We start from the raw sequence: 16,936 nt of genomic DNA, 5'->3' as shown, positions 1-16,936 counted from the left end.
TCGTGCAGTCGCTCTCTTCGCTGCTTCATTACTGCGGTCATGATTGGCCAGGAAGGACGCAGACGCCCCTATCCGGCTAGGGTTCTGTTACTGCTGCAGGATCCGCCAAGTGCCGTCGGGCTGCCGGCAGGCGATGCCATAGCCCTGTTCCGTTTCGCCGGCGACCGTGATGCTTTGCTGGAACTCCCGGCAATACTGGCCAGAGGTCGACGTGCCGTCGCGGAGCGGGGTCACGGCCCCCGAGTTGCCCGATCGCGGGTTGTTCCAAGTGATGGTCTCTCCGATCGGGGCGCCGTGCGCACGATTGACCGCTTCGTTGGCCTTGATGCGATCGACCTCGTCCATGGATCGGCCGATTTCACTTCCGATGAGGCCGCCGATCAGAACACCGGCGCCGGTCGCAGCCAACTGCCCTGCGCCGCTGCCGAACTGGGCGCCGAGCAGACCGCCGAGCGCCGCCCCGGTGAGGCCGCCGACCCTTTGCTTGGGGCCATATCCGCTCTCGGCACAGCCCGCCGTCATCATGACGATCAATGCGGCGGTGGTTATCCACTTCCTGCTCATTCCACCTTTCCTCACCTCGAAGAGCCTCGAGGCCCACTAGAGGTATTGCGCAGGTCGCCTGCCATGACTCAGATCAAGCGCCGGACACGTCCACCCCTGGACCTCTTCCTGCCGATCGATTCCGGATGCGGTAGGTGTCGGTCGATTTCTTGACGCAGGTCATGGCGGCGAAGTTGGGACCGGACAGTGTGAAGGATATGCAGGCCTACCAAGACTACGGAGGTAGCTATGACGATGCTCAAGGTGATCGAGGTGCTGGCCCAGTCGGAGAAGAGCTGGGAGGACGCGGCCAACAATGCGCTCCTTCAAGCGAGAGAGACCGTGAGGGGCATTCGCTCGATCTATATCAAGAACATGGAAGCGGTCGTCGAGGACGGACGGATCAGCGAATACCGGATCAACGCGAAGATTTCCTTCCTGCTGGAGGGCTCGTAAGGGTCGATGCTTCTGGGTGGGCCCGCCGGCCATTCGTCATGACCAAGAGGGGAATCGGTTCGAAGGGAGAGTCTGGGCGAGATGACTCGCTTGAATGACGCCGGCTTGCCTAAAGTCCAGCGATCAGCGCAGCGCGAGCCTTATCCTTGGGAGGCTTCCTACCCGCCTGGGGTGGGCTGGCGGATCGACATTCCGGATCGGCCGCTTTGGGCCGTGCTGGACGATGCCCGCCGCGACCATCCCAACCGGCCCGCTCTGGAGTTCCTGGGCAAGGGGCTCACTTACGCGGAGCTGGCCGCCTCGGTCGATCGCGCAGCCGAAGGATTCCGCGCTCTTGGCGTCACCAAGGGCACGCGGGTCGGTCTTTTCCTGCCCAATTGCCCTTACTTCGTGATCTGCTTCTTCGGCGTGATCAAGGCCGGGGGCGTCGTGGTTACCTTCAACCCGTTGTTGGCGGCCGAAGAGGTGCGCCAACAGGTGGTCGATTCCGGCTGCGAGGTCCTGGTCACGCTCGACCTGAAGGCACTCTACGCCAAGGTCGAGCCATCACTGGGGCTGGAATCGCTGCGCAAGATCGTGGTCTGCCGCCTCCATCGGGCATTGCCCGCTTTCAAGGGTCTGATGTTTCGCCTGACGAAGATGCGGCAGCGCCTCGCCGTGCCGAAGGACGACCGGCACCTGACCTTCGAGGACCTCTTGGTCGAGCGCGGCGACCGTGCCGCGGCGATGATCGATCCCGGCCGAGATGCGGCGGTCCTGCTGTACACCGCCGGCACGACCGGCCGCCCCAAGGGCGTCGCCCTGACTCACAGAAATCTCCTGGCAAATGCGCTGCAATGCCGGGCCTGGTTCACCAAGGCTTCGCCAGGGCGCGACCGGATTCTCGCCGTCTTGCCATTCTTTCACGCTTTCGGACTTTCCGGATTGATGAACTTCGGCCTTTCTCTGGGCGCCGAGTTGATCATCCTGCCGCGCTTCGAGCCGAAGCAGGTCCTGAAGACGATACACAGGCTGCGTCCGACCTTCATGAGTGCCGTGCCCACCATGCTTCGTGCCCTGCTCGAGGCGCCCCAGGCGGCAACGACCGATTTCTCGACGGTGAAGGTCTGCATCTCTGGCGGCGATTCCCTGCCGCTCGACCTCCGAAGGCGTTTCGAGGACGTGACCGGCGTGCCCGTCACCGAAGGCTATGGCCTCTCCGAATCGGGGCCCGTGGTCGCCTGCGGCAACCCTCTGGAGAGCCGGGACAAAGTGGGTTCTGTCGGGCTGCCGCTGCCCGGGACGGTGATCGAGATCCTGTCCCTCGATGAAGCCAGGAGCGTCCTGCCACCCGGGGAGACCGGCGAGATCTGCCTGCGTGGTCCGCAGATCATGGCCGGCTACTGGCAGCAGCCGACGTTGACACGGGCTGCTTTGGTCGACGGCCGCCTGTCCAGCGGCGATCTCGGCTATCTGGACGAGGAGGGTTATCTTTTCATCGTCGATCGCTTGAAGGACGTGATCATCAGCGGTGGCTACACGCTCTATCCATCCGCGATCGAAGCGGCGATCTGCCGGCATCCCGATGTGGCAGAGGCATCGGTAGTCGGGATGCCGGACGACTATTGGGGCGAAATCGTGAAGGCGTTCGTCGTACCTGAGGCCGGGCGCAAGGTGACGGTCGAGGAGCTCGAAGCCTTCCTCCAGGATCAGCTCTCGGCGATCGAGCGTCCAAAGGCCTTTGCCTTTCGCGATTCGCTGCCGAAGTCCGCGATCGGCAAGATCCTGAAGCGGGCGCTGCGCGAGGCCTGAGAAGGCCTTCAAGCAGGCCGGTGCGGTTACCTGGCGCCGCCTTTCAGCTCGGCAATGAAGGCGAGGATGTTATCGATGTCCGTCGCGGAGAGCCGGAACTGGCTCATCGGCCAGTGCGGCTGGCGGAGCGAGGTACGCAGCCTTTCCTCGCTGTAGGTCGTGGGATCGTCTGCGAAGACCTGCAGCGGCGGGGCCTCGAGGGCCGGACTGCCGCCTTCGCCATAACCGGGGACCGCGTGACAGTCGGCGCAGTGCTCTGCGATGATTCCCTTCGCTTGGTCGGCATCGCCGGCCGCGCTCGCGAATCGGAAGGAGGCGAGGGCCAAGACGGTGACGAGGATCGGAACGACCTTGCTCGAAGACGCGATCGTCATGGCAGGAGCTCCCTCTGATGGGCCATCGACCTGGATCTTCATCCTCCAGGCCAGGGCTTCGGTTTTCCTTGATGTGGCGCAAGGTCGTGAACACCCCGTCGGCGTCAAATGACGGGCGCTTTGGCCTGGCCAATGGACTGCATCAACTCTGGCCCCCGGATTAGACCCCGACGACGCTATCGTCCGACAGGCGAGCCGCGGGGAAGGAGAAGCCGCCGTAAACTTCGCAACCAATAAGGTGAGGAAAGGTCGGGCTATCCGGAGCGACATCGATCTTCGGCGAGAGCGACTGGGTGTTTCCCTAATCTGTCTCTTGGCCAGCCTTGCCGCCTGCCAGCCCGCCGAGACCGTCGGCAGTCCGGAAAAGGGCAAGAGAGTGGCGCTGCAATGGTGCGCGGAATGCCACCTGGTTTCGGCGGATCAGGAGACGATCCCCGACCGCGGCGCCCCCAGCTTTCGGGAGATCGCCAAGGACCCGAACAAGGACCTCGCCTATCTGCGCCGCTTCATGTCCGAGCTGCATTTGCCCATGCCCACATTTCGCCTTTGGCCCGAGGAGCAAGGCAACGTACTCGCCTATATCATCACCCAGGGGTACGATCACTGAGGCCCGAGCAGGGGCCGCCTGGGATGATCGTGCCGCGCGGATCGGAAACGTGACCGGCCTGCCGGCCGCTTGGATCTGGACGCAATGAAGAAGATACCTAACTGGCTGCTGGTCACGATTGCGACGCTGGCCGTCTTCCTGGTGCTCTTCGTCGGCTGGCCGGAGCGGGCTCCGCGGCGCGTCGCCGACGTCTCCTACAGCGAGTTCAAGCAGCTGGCCGCCGATGGCGAGCTTTCGCAGGTCACCTTCCGCGGAAACGCCGTCGACGCCATCCTCGTGGAGGCCCGTCCCGTCGGCCCGCTCGGCCAGACGGCTGCCGAGGTTCGATCGCGGATCCCCGGTATCGGCGATCCGGAGTTACTACCGCTGCTCGAAGAGAAGGGCGTCCAAATCCGAAGCCTGCGCTCCGACGGCGACGGGCCCTTGAACCTGCTTTACGGCATGTTGCCTTGGCTGCTGCTGATCGGAATCTACCTCTGGTTCTGGAGCCGCATGCAGAAGGGCATGCTGGGCCGCTTCGGCGGCCGCGACATCCCGGATTTCCTCGCCGGCTCGGCCACCAAGGAGGAGAAGCGAAGCAAGAAGGTTACCTTCGAGGACGTTGCCGGCCAGGACAACGCCAAGCGGGAGGTCTCCGAGCTCGTCGATTTTCTTAAGGATCCGGGGCGCTACACCCGCTTGGGCGCCGAGCCGCCCCGTGGCGTCCTGCTGATGGGCCCGCCCGGGACCGGAAAGACGCTTCTGGCCCGGGCCTTGGCCGGCGAGGCCGGCGTACCCTTCTTTCACATTTCCGCGTCCGAGTTCATCGAGATGTTCGTCGGCGTCGGCGCCTCGCGGGTGCGCAAAATGTTCGAGGAAGCCAAGAAACGGGCGCCCAGTATCATCTTCATCGACGAGCTGGACAGCGTCGGCCGGGTCCGCGGCACCGGACTCGGCGGCGGCCACGACGAGCGCGAGCAGACCCTCAACCAGATCCTCGCCGAGATGGACGGCTTCGCAGGCCACGAGGCGGTCATCGTCCTGGCGGCGACGAACCGCCCCGATGTGTTGGATCCGGCGCTGCTGCGCCCCGGCCGTTTCGACCGCCATGTCACGCTCGAGCTGCCGGACAAGAAAGCGCGGCAAGAGATTCTCAAGGTGCATACGCGCAAGACCCCCCTGGCGAGCGACGTCGACCTGGAGACAATCGCGGCGGGCACGCCGGGATTCTCGGGCGCTGACATCAAGAACCTGGTCAACGAGGCCGCGATGCTGGCGGCCCGGCAAGGGGCCGCCCAGGTGAGCATGCGGGCCTTCGACGAGATGCGCGACAAGATCATGATGGGCTCGGTGCGGACCCTGGCGATCCAGCCCGAGGAACGCTACCGGCTGGCGGTTCACGAGGCGGGACACACGACCGTTGCCCATTTCCTGCCCAAGGCGGATCCGATCTACAAAGTGACGATCATCCCGCGCGGACGCGCCCTGGGCGGCACCCATATGCTCCCGGAGGAAGAGCGCCACACCCTGCCCGAGGACTACCTGAAGGACCGTCTTGCGGTGATGCTGGGCGGCCGGGCCGCCGAGAAGGAGCTTCTGAAGACCGTAAGCTCCGGTGCCGACGACGACATCAAGCAGGCGACGCAGTTGGCGCGGGCCATGGTGGCGCGTTGGGGCATGGCGGACGAGGTCGGCCCGGTCGATCTGCGTCAGAGCGACGAGCACCCCTTCCTGGGCCGCGAAATCGCGCAGCCGCGACGATTCAGCGAGACAACCGCCCACGAGGTCGACGCCGCCGTGCACGAACTGCTTCGCGAAGCGGAAGAGCGCGCCGGGGGGCTGATCCGCACGCACGAGGAGGGCCTGCGGCGCCTTGTCGCCGCGCTAGAAGCCAAGGAAACCCTCGACCGTGCCGAAATCGCCGCCTGCCTGGGGTCCGCTCCGGACAGGGCGATCTCGGATGAGGACGCGCAGCAACTGGTAAGCGGCGCGGAATAGCAGGAATCTGGTGCCTGTACTTGGCGCCAGTTCCTGAAGGGCCGACCGGGGCAAATGGGCCGCGCCGGCGCCCCGGATCATTTCAGGTTTTCTCGACGGACCGCGCGGTCTGACCCGCCAGAGAGGGGTTCAATGCCGCTTGCCCTTGGCATTGCAGCGCGTGTCAGAGGTTCTACATCCAGAACAGGAACGCCAAGATCTTACACCGAAAGGACAAAGCTGATGGAGAACAAAGAACAAGAAGGCCACCGCGAAGTGACCCGGATGACGAGCGTGATCGTTGCAGCCTACGTGGGCAAGAACAGGGTCGCGGCGGAGCGACTGCCGTCCCTGATCTCTTCGGTTTGGGACACCCTGATGACGGCATCACAACGCGAAAGGACCCTCACAGAGCGCGCGCCGGATCCGGCCGTACCGATCCGGCAATCCGTCAGGCGGCAATACATCGTCTGTCTGGAAGACGGTCGGCGCTTCAGGTCTCTGACGCGCCATCTCCGGACGGCCCATGGCCTGGACCCGGACTCCTATCGGGCGAGATGGAGCTTGCGTCGCGACTACCCGATGGCCGCACCGGGGTACGCTGCCGCTCGTGCCGCCCTTGCTAAGCGGCACGGCCTTGGCACCAAGGCGGGGCGCGGTCGTAAGCCACGCTCAGTACCGGAATCCAAAGGCGGTGACCTCAGCCAGGTCGCCTGACGGGGCTCAGCCTCGCTCTCCAGATCTCGAAAGGATCGATCTGGAGCGGGATGACATGAAGCCGGTCCAGCTTCATGTCTGAATATCGCTTTCTTTCAAAAGACCAGAGCAGCCTTCGTTCATTCGAACGCAGATAAGCTGCTCTATCTATATGGAATAGATCAAATTATCTGCGCTCAATTGAGTCCAATTGAGCGCAGTTTGATCTAGAGCACGATTCAGACAAGAGGTCGATCCGACCTCATGTCATCGTGCTCTAGGGCCAGCCGAAGGCTGACGTCACGCCGGGTACCTCGGCCCAGTCGCTCAGTCGGACCAGTTGGGTCCTCGCTCCCCAGTCGCCCGGCCGCGCTTCGAACACGCCGTCACAGCGGCTTCCGCAGTCCGGGCAGCCACCGCCCTCGGTCAGCCGCCAATCGAGGATCCGATAGCGGTCACGGCGGATCAGAGCCGCGCCACAGGCGTGGCAATAGGTCGTTTCACCCTCGATATCGCGAACGTTTCCCGTATAGGCGTAACGCACGCCGTTGCTGCGGGCGATGTCGCGGGCGCGGGACAGCGTCGTCGTCGGCGTTCGCGGTCTGTCCAGCATCTTCCACTCCGGATGGAAGGCGGAGAAATGCATGGGCACGTCCGGGCCGAGATGCTCGACGACCCAGGCGGTCATCCGGTCGATCTCCACATCGGAGTCGTTCTCGCCCGGAACCAGCAGGTTTGTGATCTCCAGCCAGACCTTGGTTTCGGTCTTGATGTAGACCAGGGTGTCGAGCACCGCGTCGAGGTGGCCGCTGCAGATCCGATTGTAGAAGCGCTCGGTGAAGGCCTTCAGGTCGACGTTGACGGCGTCCATTTCGCGGTAGAACTCCGCCCGCGGCTCTGGGCAGACATAGCCGGCGGTGACCGCCACCGACTTGATGCCGAAGGCGCGGCAGGCCTGCGCGACGTCGATCGCGTATTCATGGAAGATCACGGGGTCGTTGTAGGTAAAGGCGACGGATCGGCAGCCCAGCGACCGCGCGGCCAAGGCGATGACTTCGGGCATCGCCTGGTCGGCGAGGGTATCGATCTCGCGCGACTTGCTGATGTCCCAGTTCTGGCAGAAACGGCAGGCCAGGTTGCAGCCCGCGGTGCCGAAGGAGAGAACCGGCGTGCCCGGCAGGAAGTGATTCAGAGGCTTCTTTTCGATCGGGTCGATGCAGTAGCCGCTCGAGCGGCCATAGCTGGTCAGGACGATCTCGCCGTCCCGACAGGCCCGTATGAAACAGAGACCCTGCTGGCCTTCGTGAAGCTTGCAGTGGCGCGGACAGAGGTCGCACTGCACCCGCCCGTCGGCCAGGCTGTGCCAATACCTGGTCGGGTATACGGAGGGCGGGATCCGTTGTGTGTCTGCCTTCGCCCTTGTCATCTCGTGTCCTCGCCAAAGACCAGTCTTTGCTGAGCTCGCAGGGGCGGCTTTGACCCAGGTCAAGACCATTGGTTCTGCCATAGGGCTAGATTTAGCGTGGCGCCGGGCCATATGCCGACGGCCCGGTTTCGGGCCGGAAGGAAGACCGAAGGAGAATTCCGTGATCGCCCCGCTCTATCGGAGTGCCTCGGCACAGGGGCCGAAATCGAGAGCCTTCGAAGCCGGCTATCTTGCGCTGCGGGGCTCCAGCGAGCTGCCCGACCGTGTCGCCGCGGCGAGAGATCACCTGAAGGACTGCGACCTCTGCGCCCGCTACTGCCACGTGGATCGCATCGCCGATGTCAAGGGGGCGGTGTGCCGAACAGGAAAGAACGCGGTCGTCCATTCCTTCGGACCACACCATGGGGAAGAGGACTGTCTGCGCGGCTGGAATGGCTCGGGCACGATCTTCTTCTCCTGGTGCAACCTGCGCTGCGTCTATTGCCAGAACTGGGAGATCAGCTGGAAGGGACAGGGCCGGGAAGTTTCCGCCGAAGAGCTCGCCGGCATGATGCTATCCTTGCAGGAGCAAGGCTGCCACAACATCAACCTGGTCAGCCCGAGTCATGTCGTCGCTCAAGTCTTGGCCGCCGTGGAAATCGCGGCGGAGCAGGGGCTCAGACTTCCCTTGGTCTACAACACCAGCGGCTACGACAGCCGCGAGGCGCTCGCCCTGCTGGACGGCGTGATCGATATCTACATGCCGGACATGAAGTACGGAGATCCCGTCCTGGCCCGGAAGTATTCCCGCGTACGCGACTACGTCGAGGCCAACCAGACCGCGGTGCTCGAGATGCATCGCCAAGTCGGCGACCTTGTCATCGGGGACGACGGCCTGGCGCGGCGCGGTCTTCTCGTGCGCCATCTGGTCCTGCCCGGGCAGATCGCCGGAAGCGAAGAGGTGCTGCGCTTTCTGGCCGAGAAGGTCTCATGCAACACCTACATCAATCTCATGGATCAATATCGGCCCTGCTATCGGGCCGACGACCACCCCGAGATCAGCCGGAGGATCAGCCGCGCCGAGTTCGACGAGGCGCGGAACGCGGCGGCGCGATACGGCCTCGAACGCTTGGACGAACGTTCGGCGGCCAGCTGGCGATTTCTCAGGTACTGAGCCCCGATGCGGCATTGATGACCGCGTGTATTCACAACAGCGAGGATTCCGGGGCTAGATCAAACTGCGCTCAATTGGACTCAATCGAGCGCAGATAATTTGATCTATTCCATATAGATAGAGCAGCTTATCTGCGTTCGAATGAACGCAGGCTGCTCTTGCGTCAACCTGCCGGGCCCGGATCGGCTGGGCGCTTGACCGCGAAGCCCTTGCCCTAAAGCCTCCTGAAGATAGCGTTGTGCGCGGAGAGGATCTCGAACCCCGGACAATCCACTGGGAGGCGCTCGTGCTTGCCCAGCACCAGGATGCCGCCCCCAGGCATCCGCGCGGCAAGATCGGCGGCGCTTCGCAGCTGCCGGTCTTTGTCGAAGTAGGTGAAGACCAGGTTGCGGCAAAGAACGAGGTGGAACATCCCGGCCGGCATCCCGTCACGCAAATCAAGTTCCAGGAACCTGATTGCGCGTCGGAACTCGCGCCGCAGGCTATAGACTTCGCCATCGGCATCGAAGGCCGCGTCGCGCCATTCCCGCGGGAGATCTTTCAAGCTGCCCGCGCTGTAGCGGCCTCGCGCGGCCCGGGCCAGGCTCTGGGGATCGCTGTCCGTGGCGAGGATCTCTAGGTTCATGTCGGGGAAGCGCTGCGCCAGCTTGAAATGCCAGATGAACTGCAGCGTGAAGGGCTCTTCCCCGCCGCAGCAGCCGAGGCTCAAGCAGCTGAGCGTTCTCTCTCCCGCGTGCTGGAGGTCTCGGCAGAGTGCCGGCAGCACCTCGGCCCTGAGTTGATCGAAGACCCCTCGGTCGCGGTAGAAGCGGCTGATCGTGATTCTGCAGAGTCCATCCAGCACCTGCCATTCCGCTGCGTCGCGCTCCAGATGCTCCCTGTAGGCCGCGAGGTCCGGCAAGCCCAGCGCCTTGAGCCGCCGGCGGAGCCGTCTGCAAACCTGGCGACGGACCTTACGGTATCCGGCCCAGCGGAAGCCCAACCGGGGCAGGGACCACTGCAGAAAAGTCGTGCAATCGGCTGACGAGACCCGGCTCGCGGTCTCGGTCCGATTGTGGTTTCCCTCCACGGCCACGCACCAGTCCATCCCACCGTCTGCGGTCATCGTGTCGCCGAGGCAGACTAGCAAAACAGTAAGCTCTACGCCTTCCCGGGTCAGGTCTCGGATGGTTCGGCGCTGGCCTCCGTCTTAGCAGGTGGAAGGTAGCGCACCAGCTCCTTGAAGCGATCCCATTCGGTGGCTGCCCAGATCTCGGTATCGGCGTGACCGAAGGTTCGCACGATCGTGGCGACCTTGGTCGCGGTCTCGATGTCCGGCGCCTGGAAGACGTCGAGATAGTCGCAGGGTCCTAGAACCGCATAACTGCTCAGCCATTCCACTTCGGGGCATTCAGCGCGCATGCGGTCCATAACCTCGCGCTCCAAATTTTCGAGAGAACTCGGCGAGGACAGCGCGCCGTGCGTCAGACGGGTCAGCATGATGAAGGTCGACATGATCGTTCCGTCCTTCTTTGTGGCAAGGGGAATCTTCGGTCCTACTCCCCGAAGGTGCTCGGGCGAACTTCATCCGGACATGATCCTCGTCAAGCTTGGGACCGTTATCACTGTCCTAGGACAGCGAGAGCATCGGCAGATCGAACGCATTGAGGTCGTTCCTCTCTGTGGCTGGCTGTCACCAAACACTTCCGGAGACAGGGCCTGACCGTTTCGCCCACGCTCTGATTTCCGACGCTGTTGATGGACCGGCCCTGCTGCGGGCATGGTGTGGAGGGCAAGGCATAGCCAGTGCCAGTCACCCGGCATCGCTGGCACCCAATTCGATCCGCCAGCCACCTTCCTGCCAGAATTGGATCCGACCGCAAGCTCGTGGTCACAGTGAGTTGCCCGATGTGACCGCCTGGGCACGATCTTTCTGTCGCGTGCCTGCGAAAGGTCATTTTGCTCGAGGATCCGAAGACCGCCCCCGGGCGAAGGTCAGGGCGTCCCGTAGCGGTGTTCCGGGGCACCCCGTTTGCTGCTTTGGATTTTGTACCTGATCCCGAAAATTGGCACCCGAATCGGGACCGAAAAGAGGGGAATAGGCGTGAGAAAAGGTTGAGGCGATATGGCCGGCCAGGCTCAAAAGCGCAAATTTCCCTAGCCGTGATGACGGACAGTGATCTTCGGTGAAGGCTCTATTCGGTTTAGCAAACAACTGCCTTTGGCCACTCGGCCAGCCCTCCGCAAGAGCGGCTTCGTCCACGACGTATGCGAGGTCAGTGGCTCCGCCGCGGTGCCGCGCGCCGTCAAGGCGCATTTGCCGGTAAGCAGGGCGGTCGGCTGGCGCGCCCGCGACTCCTGGGGAGGGACGTGAGTGGCCTGACCGAGGCCGGTGGCGACATGACGAAATCCGAGGCTCGCGCTTCCCGGTCAAGGGCCGCCGATTCGTTGCGCCGGCCTTGAGGAGGCCGAGACTGCGAAGCGGCTGCAGTTGGTTGCGCATCCTCGCGTCGCGGCTCGCTTTGCTCTCTCTGGGCGTTCCCGAGTCAGGCGGCATCTCCTTCGCCTCCGCCAGCTGGATCTCGAGCAGGAGTTCGTCGATCCTGGAACGCCGCTCGCTCCGCGTCACGGCTCCCCGTTGCATCTGCGTGGTCAGGATCCTGTGGGTGTTGATCAAGGTCCTGTAGAGCTCTGGGGAGCGCGAATTAGGGATGAGGATCTTCTCGACGCCCTCATAGGCACAAGCCCGCCATTCGTCCTCGCCGGGTCCCAGCTCGTACTCGCCCTTGTCGGCGGCATCGTCAGGGTCTTAGCCATGGGTCTTGGTGCAGTCCGCAAGGTGGGTGTCGAACTGCCTGAAGGCGGCCTCCATCTAGATATTGGTGCCCGTCTGCATGCGGGACGGTATCGCATCCTGCGCCGGCTCCTCGGCCGCCAGGCCGGACGACAGCGACAGGCCCAGAACGAGCGCCGAAATCGCCCTGAACGACTGCATTGCCATGATGGCTCTCCCCGATTCAAGGCCGCGAAATCAATGCCCTAAACCCCCCTTTTAAATGATAACACGAAGGCAATCGCCACCAAAGCCTGCCCGGCTCGAGGCCTGCACCCGAAATGGCGGCGCGCTGCGGCCGCGGCGATGGCCGTCAGGGAGAGCTTTCGAACGACGGGCGGCCCAGGTGAGGGCCGGCGGACAGCTTCTTGTGTTCCACCGCGAAGACGTGACTGTAGAGGTTGGCGATCCATTGCTTGCCTTCCGAGGTCACGTCGAGGTAGCGCAGGGCCTCGCCGATATAGGGTTCCACGGAGGACCAGTAGAACCTCGGATAGTCTTCGACGAGGTCCGCGGGGCTGGAGTATCCCAGACGCTCGGCCGTACCGGTCTCAGCGAACTCGTGGAACAGGGCGGTCAGCTTTTGCGGATAGCGTGGATCGGCCAACTGGCCGATGAGATCCGCGGCCCGGACCAGGCCGGCCTCGGTATCGGTCTCCTTGTGGTCGTGATCGTCGGGCACCGGGAAACGGGTCAGCTCGATGGCGCGGGCCAAACGATCGCCGTCCAGCTCGCTTTCCTCGCTGCAGCGCTCCCGGACGAAGATCTTGCCGCGGGTCACGTGGTAGGGGGTCAGGACGGCATCGCTGGCGCCGCGCGGGATGCGCAGCCGTCCGCCGTCTTCGTCGATCACCGCGCTGTCCTTGTCGTCGGCCGCGCAGACGCCGCGCACATAGCCGATGTCGTGGCACAGCAAGGCGAACATGAAGTGGACCCAATCGGTTGGTTGGACGGGCTGGTGGAGCAACCGGCCGCGGAGGATTTCCTGGCCGACCAGAGTGACGAAGAGCGTGTGCTCCACGTTGTGATAGAGGGCGTCGCTGGTCCCGATCCGCTCGATCAAGAGCCTTGCGCTGGCGTCCAGGAGCGTCGCGAGGTCGGCGTTGCGATCGCCGTAGTAGTGGCGGAACGTCGAAGCCAGCTTCTTGCCGAAGGCTTCCGCAATCACCGTGGTTGTGTTCAGCACGCTGTGTCTCCCCGGAGAGCGTTTGCCGAGCTTAGCAGACTGCAAAAAACGTGCGCGCAAAAGGAGCCAGTCTTGAGGCCGGCCGTCCTTTGGCCTTGTTCGACGATCGCGAAACGGGTCCGCCGATCTGCCGCGGCCAGCGATTCGGTCTCCGCCAAAGCGAGTCCGGTCGAGCGCTATAGGAACATCTGACGCGGTCTGGCTGCACCGAGCTCGACCGATGTCGTGGCGGTGCCTACCCGTTCCGGATGCTGAAGATGTTTTCGTCGATGTGAACGAAGTCGCGACTGCGAGAGGAAATCGCCTTCAGGAAGGCCTGAGAATTGGCCGTCGAGGGCAACATGTAGTCGTGCAGTTCGATGATCAGAACAGGGAAGGCATCGATCCAGTCCGTGTTGGCCGAGAACACCTCCTGCTCGAATCCCTCGATGTCGATCTTGATCAGAAAGGGGGTGGTCGGACCTTGCTCTTCCGCCTTCGCGATGAGGCTGGGAACGGAGAACCCGGGGACACCGTCTCCGCAGGGGGCTCCGCCTTCCTCGAGGCCGGCGCCGGTCGTGCGAAAGCCGCGCGGCCCGAGGCCGCTGTCGACGACCGCCAGGTTACCGTCGGCTCCGGCCAGGCCGGCCTTCAGGCAGAGCGTCGAAGGAGCGTCCTTCAGAGTTTCGCTCAAGAGGCTGAAGTTCGACGGCTCCGGCTCCAGTGCCACGACGAGGGACTCCGGGAAAAGCGCCCGGAAATAGTAGGACGACAGGCCCACGTTGGCGCCGGCGTCGATGATCAGCGGGGTCCGGCCCTCGGACAGGATCGAGCGATAGGCGTCGGCCAGGTCCGGCCATCGCTGAAGCCGTCTCAGGTCATAGCATTCCCTGATGAAGATCTCTTCGAAGGTGAACCAGTCGATGCGCCGCTTGAGCTTGATGCGGTGCCAAGGTTGTCCCGTGGCATCCCGCTTCCTGAGCAGGAGGTTGATCGAACGCCAGGAGGGCAGCGGAAAGATCTGAAAGGAGCGATCGATGACCCCGACATCGATCAGCAGTATCTGCACCAGCCGGCGCAACTGCCTGAAAGCCTTGCCCAGCAGACGGATCATGGCGGTGAGGCTGCAGCAAGCTCGGCGTTCTTGTCAAACCGGAAAGGGGGTGCCGCGCCGCCGCTTGAGCCTGCGCTTCAAGCGCCTTTGGCACGGTCCGGCCGGGCGACCTCGCCGGGTCGTCGAATGGGTTAACCCGCTGGGAACTTTCGCTTCACGCTATTTTAGCGAAAAACCTTGCAGACTTTTCGCCGAGAGAGACCTCGCAAGGGAGGGGTTCAGATGACCCTGTCGAAGCGCACTTTGGAGACCCTGATCGATCTCGTCGAGATCAAGCTCAGCTGTGTCGAGATCTACGATCGGGAAGATGCCCGCGAGCTGTCGGCCTTGGAGCAGTGCCGCGGCGAGCTCCTCGCCCTGGCTGGCCGGCCCGATCCCGGCGCGGTGGTCAGCTTTCCCAAGCGGTCCCGCGGCCGTCCCCGCGCCGCCCACTGATCCCTTCGCGTGCCATCCCGCGTCCGGCTAAAGCGGGATGATTTGAAGCTGAATCGGCTTCAAATCTGAAGCCCGCTTTCCTTCAACATCAAGAGCACGATTCAGATATGAGGTCGCTTCGACCTCAAATCATCGTGCTCTAGGCGGGCACCACCATCCCGCGTGCCACGCCCGGGCGTGCTGCGATCCCATCGTACCAGCGTTTGACGTTCGGATAGTCTTCCAGGGCGATGCCCTGCCATTCGTGGCGGGCCGCCCAGGGATAGGTCGCCATGTCCGCGATGGTGTAGTCTCCGGCGAGATAGGCGGCCTCGGCCAGGCGGCCGTCGAGCACGCGATAGAGCCGGGCCGTCTCCTTGGTGTAGCGGTCGACCGCGTAGGGGATTCGCTCGGGCGCGAAGCGGCGGAAGTGATGGGCCTGGCCCAGCATCGGCCCGAAGCCGCCCATCTGCCACATCAGCCACTGCATGCAGAGGTGCCGGGTCTTGGCGTCCTTGGGCAGGAAGCGTCCGGTCTTTTCGGCCAGGTAGATCAGGATCGCGCCGGTCTCGAAGAGCGCGAAGGGCCCGCTCTCCGGCCCGTCCGGATCGACGATTGCGGGAATCTTGTTGTTCGGGCTGATCTTCAGGAAGTCCGGGTCGAACTGTTCGTCCTTGGTGATGTTGACCGGATGGACGTTGTAGGCGAGGTCCATCTCTTCCAGGGCGATTGAGACCTTCCGGCCGTTGGGGGTGCTCCAGGTATACAGCTCGATGGTCACGCGCGACTCCCTTCCGATGTTTTCCTATGTTTGCCGACCTTCTTGGCCGGATCGCCACTCTACAGGCGCGGCGGGGCGATGATCCAGCCGGAGCTGCGCGCGCTTCCTTCTGGCACCTTGCGGCCGGACTGCGTTACACTTATCTGACGCACTAGGCTGGGGTGCCGGCCGCGGAAGATCTGGAACCGCGGAGCCGGCTGAGAGCACACCCACAGAACCTGATCTGGATCATGCCAGCGAAGGGAGCCTCTCGATGACGGGTTCCAGACCTTACGATGCTTCCGGCGGCCCCAGGGTCGCCGTGATCGGCGCTGGCGTCTGCGGACTCGGCATTGGCTGGCGGCTCGCCGAGGCCGGCTGCCACGTCACCGTCTTCGACTGCGGCAGCGCCGGGCAGGGTGCCTCCTGGGCGGCGGCCGGCATGCTGGCCGCGGGGGTCGAGTGCGAGCCCGGGGAGGAGCCGCTGCTGCGGCTGACCCTCGAAAGCCAGAGGCTCTGGCCGGCCTTCAGGCGTGACCTGGAAGCCGCCAGCGGCCGGAGCATCGGCTACCGCGACGAGGGGACTCTGGTGGCCGCGCTCAACCGCGACGACGTCGAGGAGCTGCGCTTTAACTACGATTTCCAGCGCGGCCTGGGGATCGAGCTCGAGTGGCTGAGCGGCGGCGAGGCGCGCGCCCGCGAGCCCTATCTCAGAACCAGCGCGCCCGCGGCGGTCTACAGCCCGCGCGACCACCAGGTCGACAACCGCCTGCTGGTGCTGGCCCTGAAGGAGGCCTTCCTGCGAGCCGGCGGCGAGCTGCAGGAGCAGGCGGCCGTCACCGCCATCGAGACCGCGGCCGGGCACGCCGCCGGGGTCGTCGTGAACGACCGGAGCGTCGCCGCCGAGGCGGTGGTGCTCGCCGCCGGCGCCTGGTCCCGGCAGATCGAAGGCCTGCCCGAGGCCCTGCGGCCGCCGGTGCGTCCGGTCAAGGGCCAGATGCTGGCCCTGTCGATGGACCCGGCCGAGCCCTTGCTGCGCCACGTCCTCTGGGCGCCCCGGATCTACATGGTGCCGCGCGGCGACGGCCGCCTGATCGTCGGCGGCACGGTCGAGGAACGCGGCTTCGACGACAGCCTGACGGCTGGCGGGGTCTTCAGCGTGCTGGAGGCGGCCTGGCGGGCGGTCCCGGCGATCGAAGAGCTGCCGATCGCCGAGATGTGGGTCGGCTTCCGGCCGACCAGCCGCGACGACGCGCCGATCCTCGGTCCGGGGCCCATCGAGGGCCTCTACCTGGCGACCGGACATCACCGTAACGGGATCCTGCTGGCGCCGGCGACCGCGGACTATGTCAGCCGGGCGATCCTGGATGGCGGCGTGCCGGAGGCGATCCGAGGCTTCACCTTGGCACGGTTCCAGCCGAAGCAAGAGCGGCCGCGCCAGGCGGCGGGCGGTGACTGATGGCCGCGACCATCCTGGTCAACGGTGAGCCCGCGCCCCTCTCGGCGGCCAACCTGGTCGAGCTGCTGCAGGGGTCGGGGGTCGATCCCCGGGCGCGGGGTGTGGCCGTCGCGGTCAACGGCACGGTCGTGCCGCGCCGCGACTGGGCGCAGTGGAGCCTGGCCGACGGCGACCGGGTCGAGATCGTGAAGCCCTTTGCCGGCGGCTGAG

At 64.4% G+C, this 16,936-nt stretch carries 18 protein-coding genes and 1 riboswitch; of the genes, 9 read left to right on the top strand and 9 right to left on the bottom strand.

The window, feature by feature from the left end:
- Nucleotides 1-87 precede the first annotated feature (87 nt).
- Nucleotides 88-525, bottom strand: a complete 438-nt coding sequence (locus QNJ30_16845; GenBank protein ID MDJ0945139.1) for an RT0821/Lpp0805 family surface protein — start codon at nt 523-525, stop codon at nt 88-90.
- A 267-nt stretch (nt 526-792) separates the two neighbouring features.
- Here QNJ30_16845 and QNJ30_16840 point away from each other — a divergent pair, with 267 nt between their 5' ends.
- Together QNJ30_16840 and QNJ30_16835 are read left to right on the top strand one after the other, a co-directional pair.
- The gene (locus QNJ30_16840) at nt 793-999 is read left to right on the top strand and encodes a dodecin family protein (protein ID MDJ0945138.1); all 207 of its coding nucleotides are present in this window, start codon (nt 793-795) and stop codon (nt 997-999) included.
- Between the two features lie 81 nt (nt 1,000-1,080).
- Nucleotides 1,081-2,790, top strand: coding sequence for a long-chain fatty acid--CoA ligase (locus QNJ30_16835; GenBank protein MDJ0945137.1), 1,710 nt, complete (start codon nt 1,081-1,083; stop codon nt 2,788-2,790).
- Between the two features lie 26 nt (nt 2,791-2,816).
- Here QNJ30_16835 and QNJ30_16830 read toward each other — a convergent pair whose 3' ends face one another.
- Nucleotides 2,817-3,164 carry a hypothetical protein gene (locus tag QNJ30_16830; protein ID MDJ0945136.1) on the bottom strand — a complete coding sequence of 116 codons (348 nt, stop codon included), beginning with the start codon at nt 3,162-3,164 and terminating at the stop codon, nt 2,817-2,819.
- A gap of 313 nt (nt 3,165-3,477) precedes the next feature.
- On the opposite strand from QNJ30_16830, the gene QNJ30_16825 reads away from it, so the two are divergent.
- The 3 genes from QNJ30_16825 (at nt 3,478) to QNJ30_16815 (ending at nt 6,444) form a co-directional block, all read left to right on the top strand.
- Nucleotides 3,478-3,771 carry a hypothetical protein gene (locus tag QNJ30_16825; protein ID MDJ0945135.1) on the top strand — a complete coding sequence of 98 codons (294 nt, stop codon included), beginning with the start codon at nt 3,478-3,480 and terminating at the stop codon, nt 3,769-3,771.
- An 84-nt stretch (nt 3,772-3,855) separates the two neighbouring features.
- The gene (ftsH, locus tag QNJ30_16820) at nt 3,856-5,748 is read left to right on the top strand and encodes an ATP-dependent zinc metalloprotease FtsH (GenBank protein MDJ0945134.1); all 1,893 of its coding nucleotides are present in this window, start codon (nt 3,856-3,858) and stop codon (nt 5,746-5,748) included.
- 222 nt (nt 5,749-5,970) lie between these two features.
- Nucleotides 5,971-6,444, top strand: a complete 474-nt coding sequence (locus QNJ30_16815) for a MucR family transcriptional regulator (protein ID MDJ0945133.1) — start codon at nt 5,971-5,973, stop codon at nt 6,442-6,444.
- A 256-nt stretch (nt 6,445-6,700) separates the two neighbouring features.
- Here QNJ30_16815 and amrS read toward each other — a convergent pair whose 3' ends face one another.
- Nucleotides 6,701-7,849, bottom strand: coding sequence for an AmmeMemoRadiSam system radical SAM enzyme (amrS, locus tag QNJ30_16810; protein MDJ0945132.1), 1,149 nt, complete (start codon nt 7,847-7,849; stop codon nt 6,701-6,703).
- A gap of 160 nt (nt 7,850-8,009) precedes the next feature.
- Between amrS and QNJ30_16805 the strand changes: the two genes are divergently transcribed.
- Entirely contained in the window at nt 8,010-9,002 is a 993-nt protein-coding gene (locus QNJ30_16805; GenBank protein MDJ0945131.1) for a radical SAM protein, read from the top strand.
- Between the two features lie 214 nt (nt 9,003-9,216).
- On the opposite strand, the gene QNJ30_16800 is transcribed toward QNJ30_16805, so the two are convergent.
- From QNJ30_16800 to QNJ30_16780, 5 genes are all read right to left on the bottom strand, one after another.
- Nucleotides 9,217-9,903: a CheR family methyltransferase gene (locus QNJ30_16800; protein ID MDJ0945130.1), complete on the bottom strand. Its 687-nt coding sequence runs from the start codon at nt 9,901-9,903 to the stop codon at nt 9,217-9,219.
- A gap of 254 nt (nt 9,904-10,157) precedes the next feature.
- Entirely contained in the window at nt 10,158-10,496 is a 339-nt protein-coding gene (locus QNJ30_16795) for a GYD domain-containing protein (GenBank protein ID MDJ0945129.1), read from the bottom strand.
- Nucleotides 10,497-11,853: 1,357 nt separating this feature from the next.
- Nucleotides 11,854-11,982: a hypothetical protein gene (locus tag QNJ30_16790; GenBank protein MDJ0945128.1), complete on the bottom strand. Its 129-nt coding sequence runs from the start codon at nt 11,980-11,982 to the stop codon at nt 11,854-11,856.
- A gap of 145 nt (nt 11,983-12,127) precedes the next feature.
- Entirely contained in the window at nt 12,128-13,000 is an 873-nt protein-coding gene (locus tag QNJ30_16785; GenBank protein ID MDJ0945127.1) for a hypothetical protein, read from the bottom strand.
- Between the two features lie 235 nt (nt 13,001-13,235).
- Entirely contained in the window at nt 13,236-14,093 is an 858-nt protein-coding gene (locus QNJ30_16780; GenBank protein ID MDJ0945126.1) for an FkbM family methyltransferase, read from the bottom strand.
- 222 nt (nt 14,094-14,315) lie between these two features.
- On the opposite strand from QNJ30_16780, the gene QNJ30_16775 reads away from it, so the two are divergent.
- Nucleotides 14,316-14,528, top strand: coding sequence for a hypothetical protein (locus QNJ30_16775; protein MDJ0945125.1), 213 nt, complete (start codon nt 14,316-14,318; stop codon nt 14,526-14,528).
- A gap of 139 nt (nt 14,529-14,667) precedes the next feature.
- On the opposite strand, the gene QNJ30_16770 is transcribed toward QNJ30_16775, so the two are convergent.
- Nucleotides 14,668-15,288: a glutathione S-transferase N-terminal domain-containing protein gene (locus QNJ30_16770; protein MDJ0945124.1), complete on the bottom strand. Its 621-nt coding sequence runs from the start codon at nt 15,286-15,288 to the stop codon at nt 14,668-14,670.
- A 147-nt stretch (nt 15,289-15,435) separates the two neighbouring features.
- Nucleotides 15,436-15,550, top strand: a riboswitch (TPP riboswitch).
- Here QNJ30_16770 and thiO point away from each other — a divergent pair.
- Complete coding sequence (thiO, locus tag QNJ30_16765) at nt 15,542-16,726, top strand: glycine oxidase ThiO (protein ID MDJ0945123.1); 1,185 nt, start codon at nt 15,542-15,544, stop codon at nt 16,724-16,726. It overlaps the preceding riboswitch by 9 nt.
- Nucleotides 16,726-16,935: a sulfur carrier protein ThiS gene (gene thiS / locus QNJ30_16760; GenBank protein MDJ0945122.1), complete on the top strand. Its 210-nt coding sequence runs from the start codon at nt 16,726-16,728 to the stop codon at nt 16,933-16,935. Before thiO ends, thiS begins: the two co-directional genes overlap by 1 nt.
- Nucleotide 16,936: the final 1 nt, after the last annotated feature.

Source organism: Kiloniellales bacterium (assembly GCA_030066685.1).
GTDB lineage: Bacteria > Pseudomonadota > Alphaproteobacteria > Kiloniellales > JAKSBE01 > JAKSBE01.
This window is presented reverse-complemented; position numbering and strand designations above follow the sequence as displayed.

What these genes read in the sequence shown, in the direction of transcription:
- QNJ30_16845 (MDJ0945139.1), bottom strand. Translation starts at nt 525, where the DNA reads ATGATGACGGCGGGCTGTGCCGAGAGCGGATATGGCCCCAAGCAAAGG.
- QNJ30_16840 (MDJ0945138.1), top strand. Translation starts at nt 793, where the DNA reads ATGACGATGCTCAAGGTGATCGAGGTGCTGGCCCAGTCGGAGAAGAGC.
- QNJ30_16835 (MDJ0945137.1), top strand. Translation starts at nt 1,081, where the DNA reads ATGACTCGCTTGAATGACGCCGGCTTGCCTAAAGTCCAGCGATCAGCG.
- QNJ30_16830 (MDJ0945136.1), bottom strand. Translation starts at nt 3,164, where the DNA reads ATGACGATCGCGTCTTCGAGCAAGGTCGTTCCGATCCTCGTCACCGTC.
- ftsH (MDJ0945134.1), top strand. Translation starts at nt 3,856, where the DNA reads ATGAAGAAGATACCTAACTGGCTGCTGGTCACGATTGCGACGCTGGCC.
- QNJ30_16815 (MDJ0945133.1), top strand. Translation starts at nt 5,971, where the DNA reads ATGGAGAACAAAGAACAAGAAGGCCACCGCGAAGTGACCCGGATGACG.
- amrS (MDJ0945132.1), bottom strand. Translation starts at nt 7,849, where the DNA reads ATGACAAGGGCGAAGGCAGACACACAACGGATCCCGCCCTCCGTATAC.
- QNJ30_16795 (MDJ0945129.1), bottom strand. Translation starts at nt 10,496, where the DNA reads ATGTCGACCTTCATCATGCTGACCCGTCTGACGCACGGCGCGCTGTCC.
- QNJ30_16790 (MDJ0945128.1), bottom strand. Translation starts at nt 11,982, where the DNA reads ATGGCAATGCAGTCGTTCAGGGCGATTTCGGCGCTCGTTCTGGGCCTG.
- QNJ30_16780 (MDJ0945126.1), bottom strand. Translation starts at nt 14,093, where the DNA reads ATGATCCGTCTGCTGGGCAAGGCTTTCAGGCAGTTGCGCCGGCTGGTG.
- QNJ30_16775 (MDJ0945125.1), top strand. Translation starts at nt 14,316, where the DNA reads ATGACCCTGTCGAAGCGCACTTTGGAGACCCTGATCGATCTCGTCGAG.
- thiO (MDJ0945123.1), top strand. Translation starts at nt 15,542, where the DNA reads ATGACGGGTTCCAGACCTTACGATGCTTCCGGCGGCCCCAGGGTCGCC.
- thiS (MDJ0945122.1), top strand. Translation starts at nt 16,726, where the DNA reads ATGGCCGCGACCATCCTGGTCAACGGTGAGCCCGCGCCCCTCTCGGCG.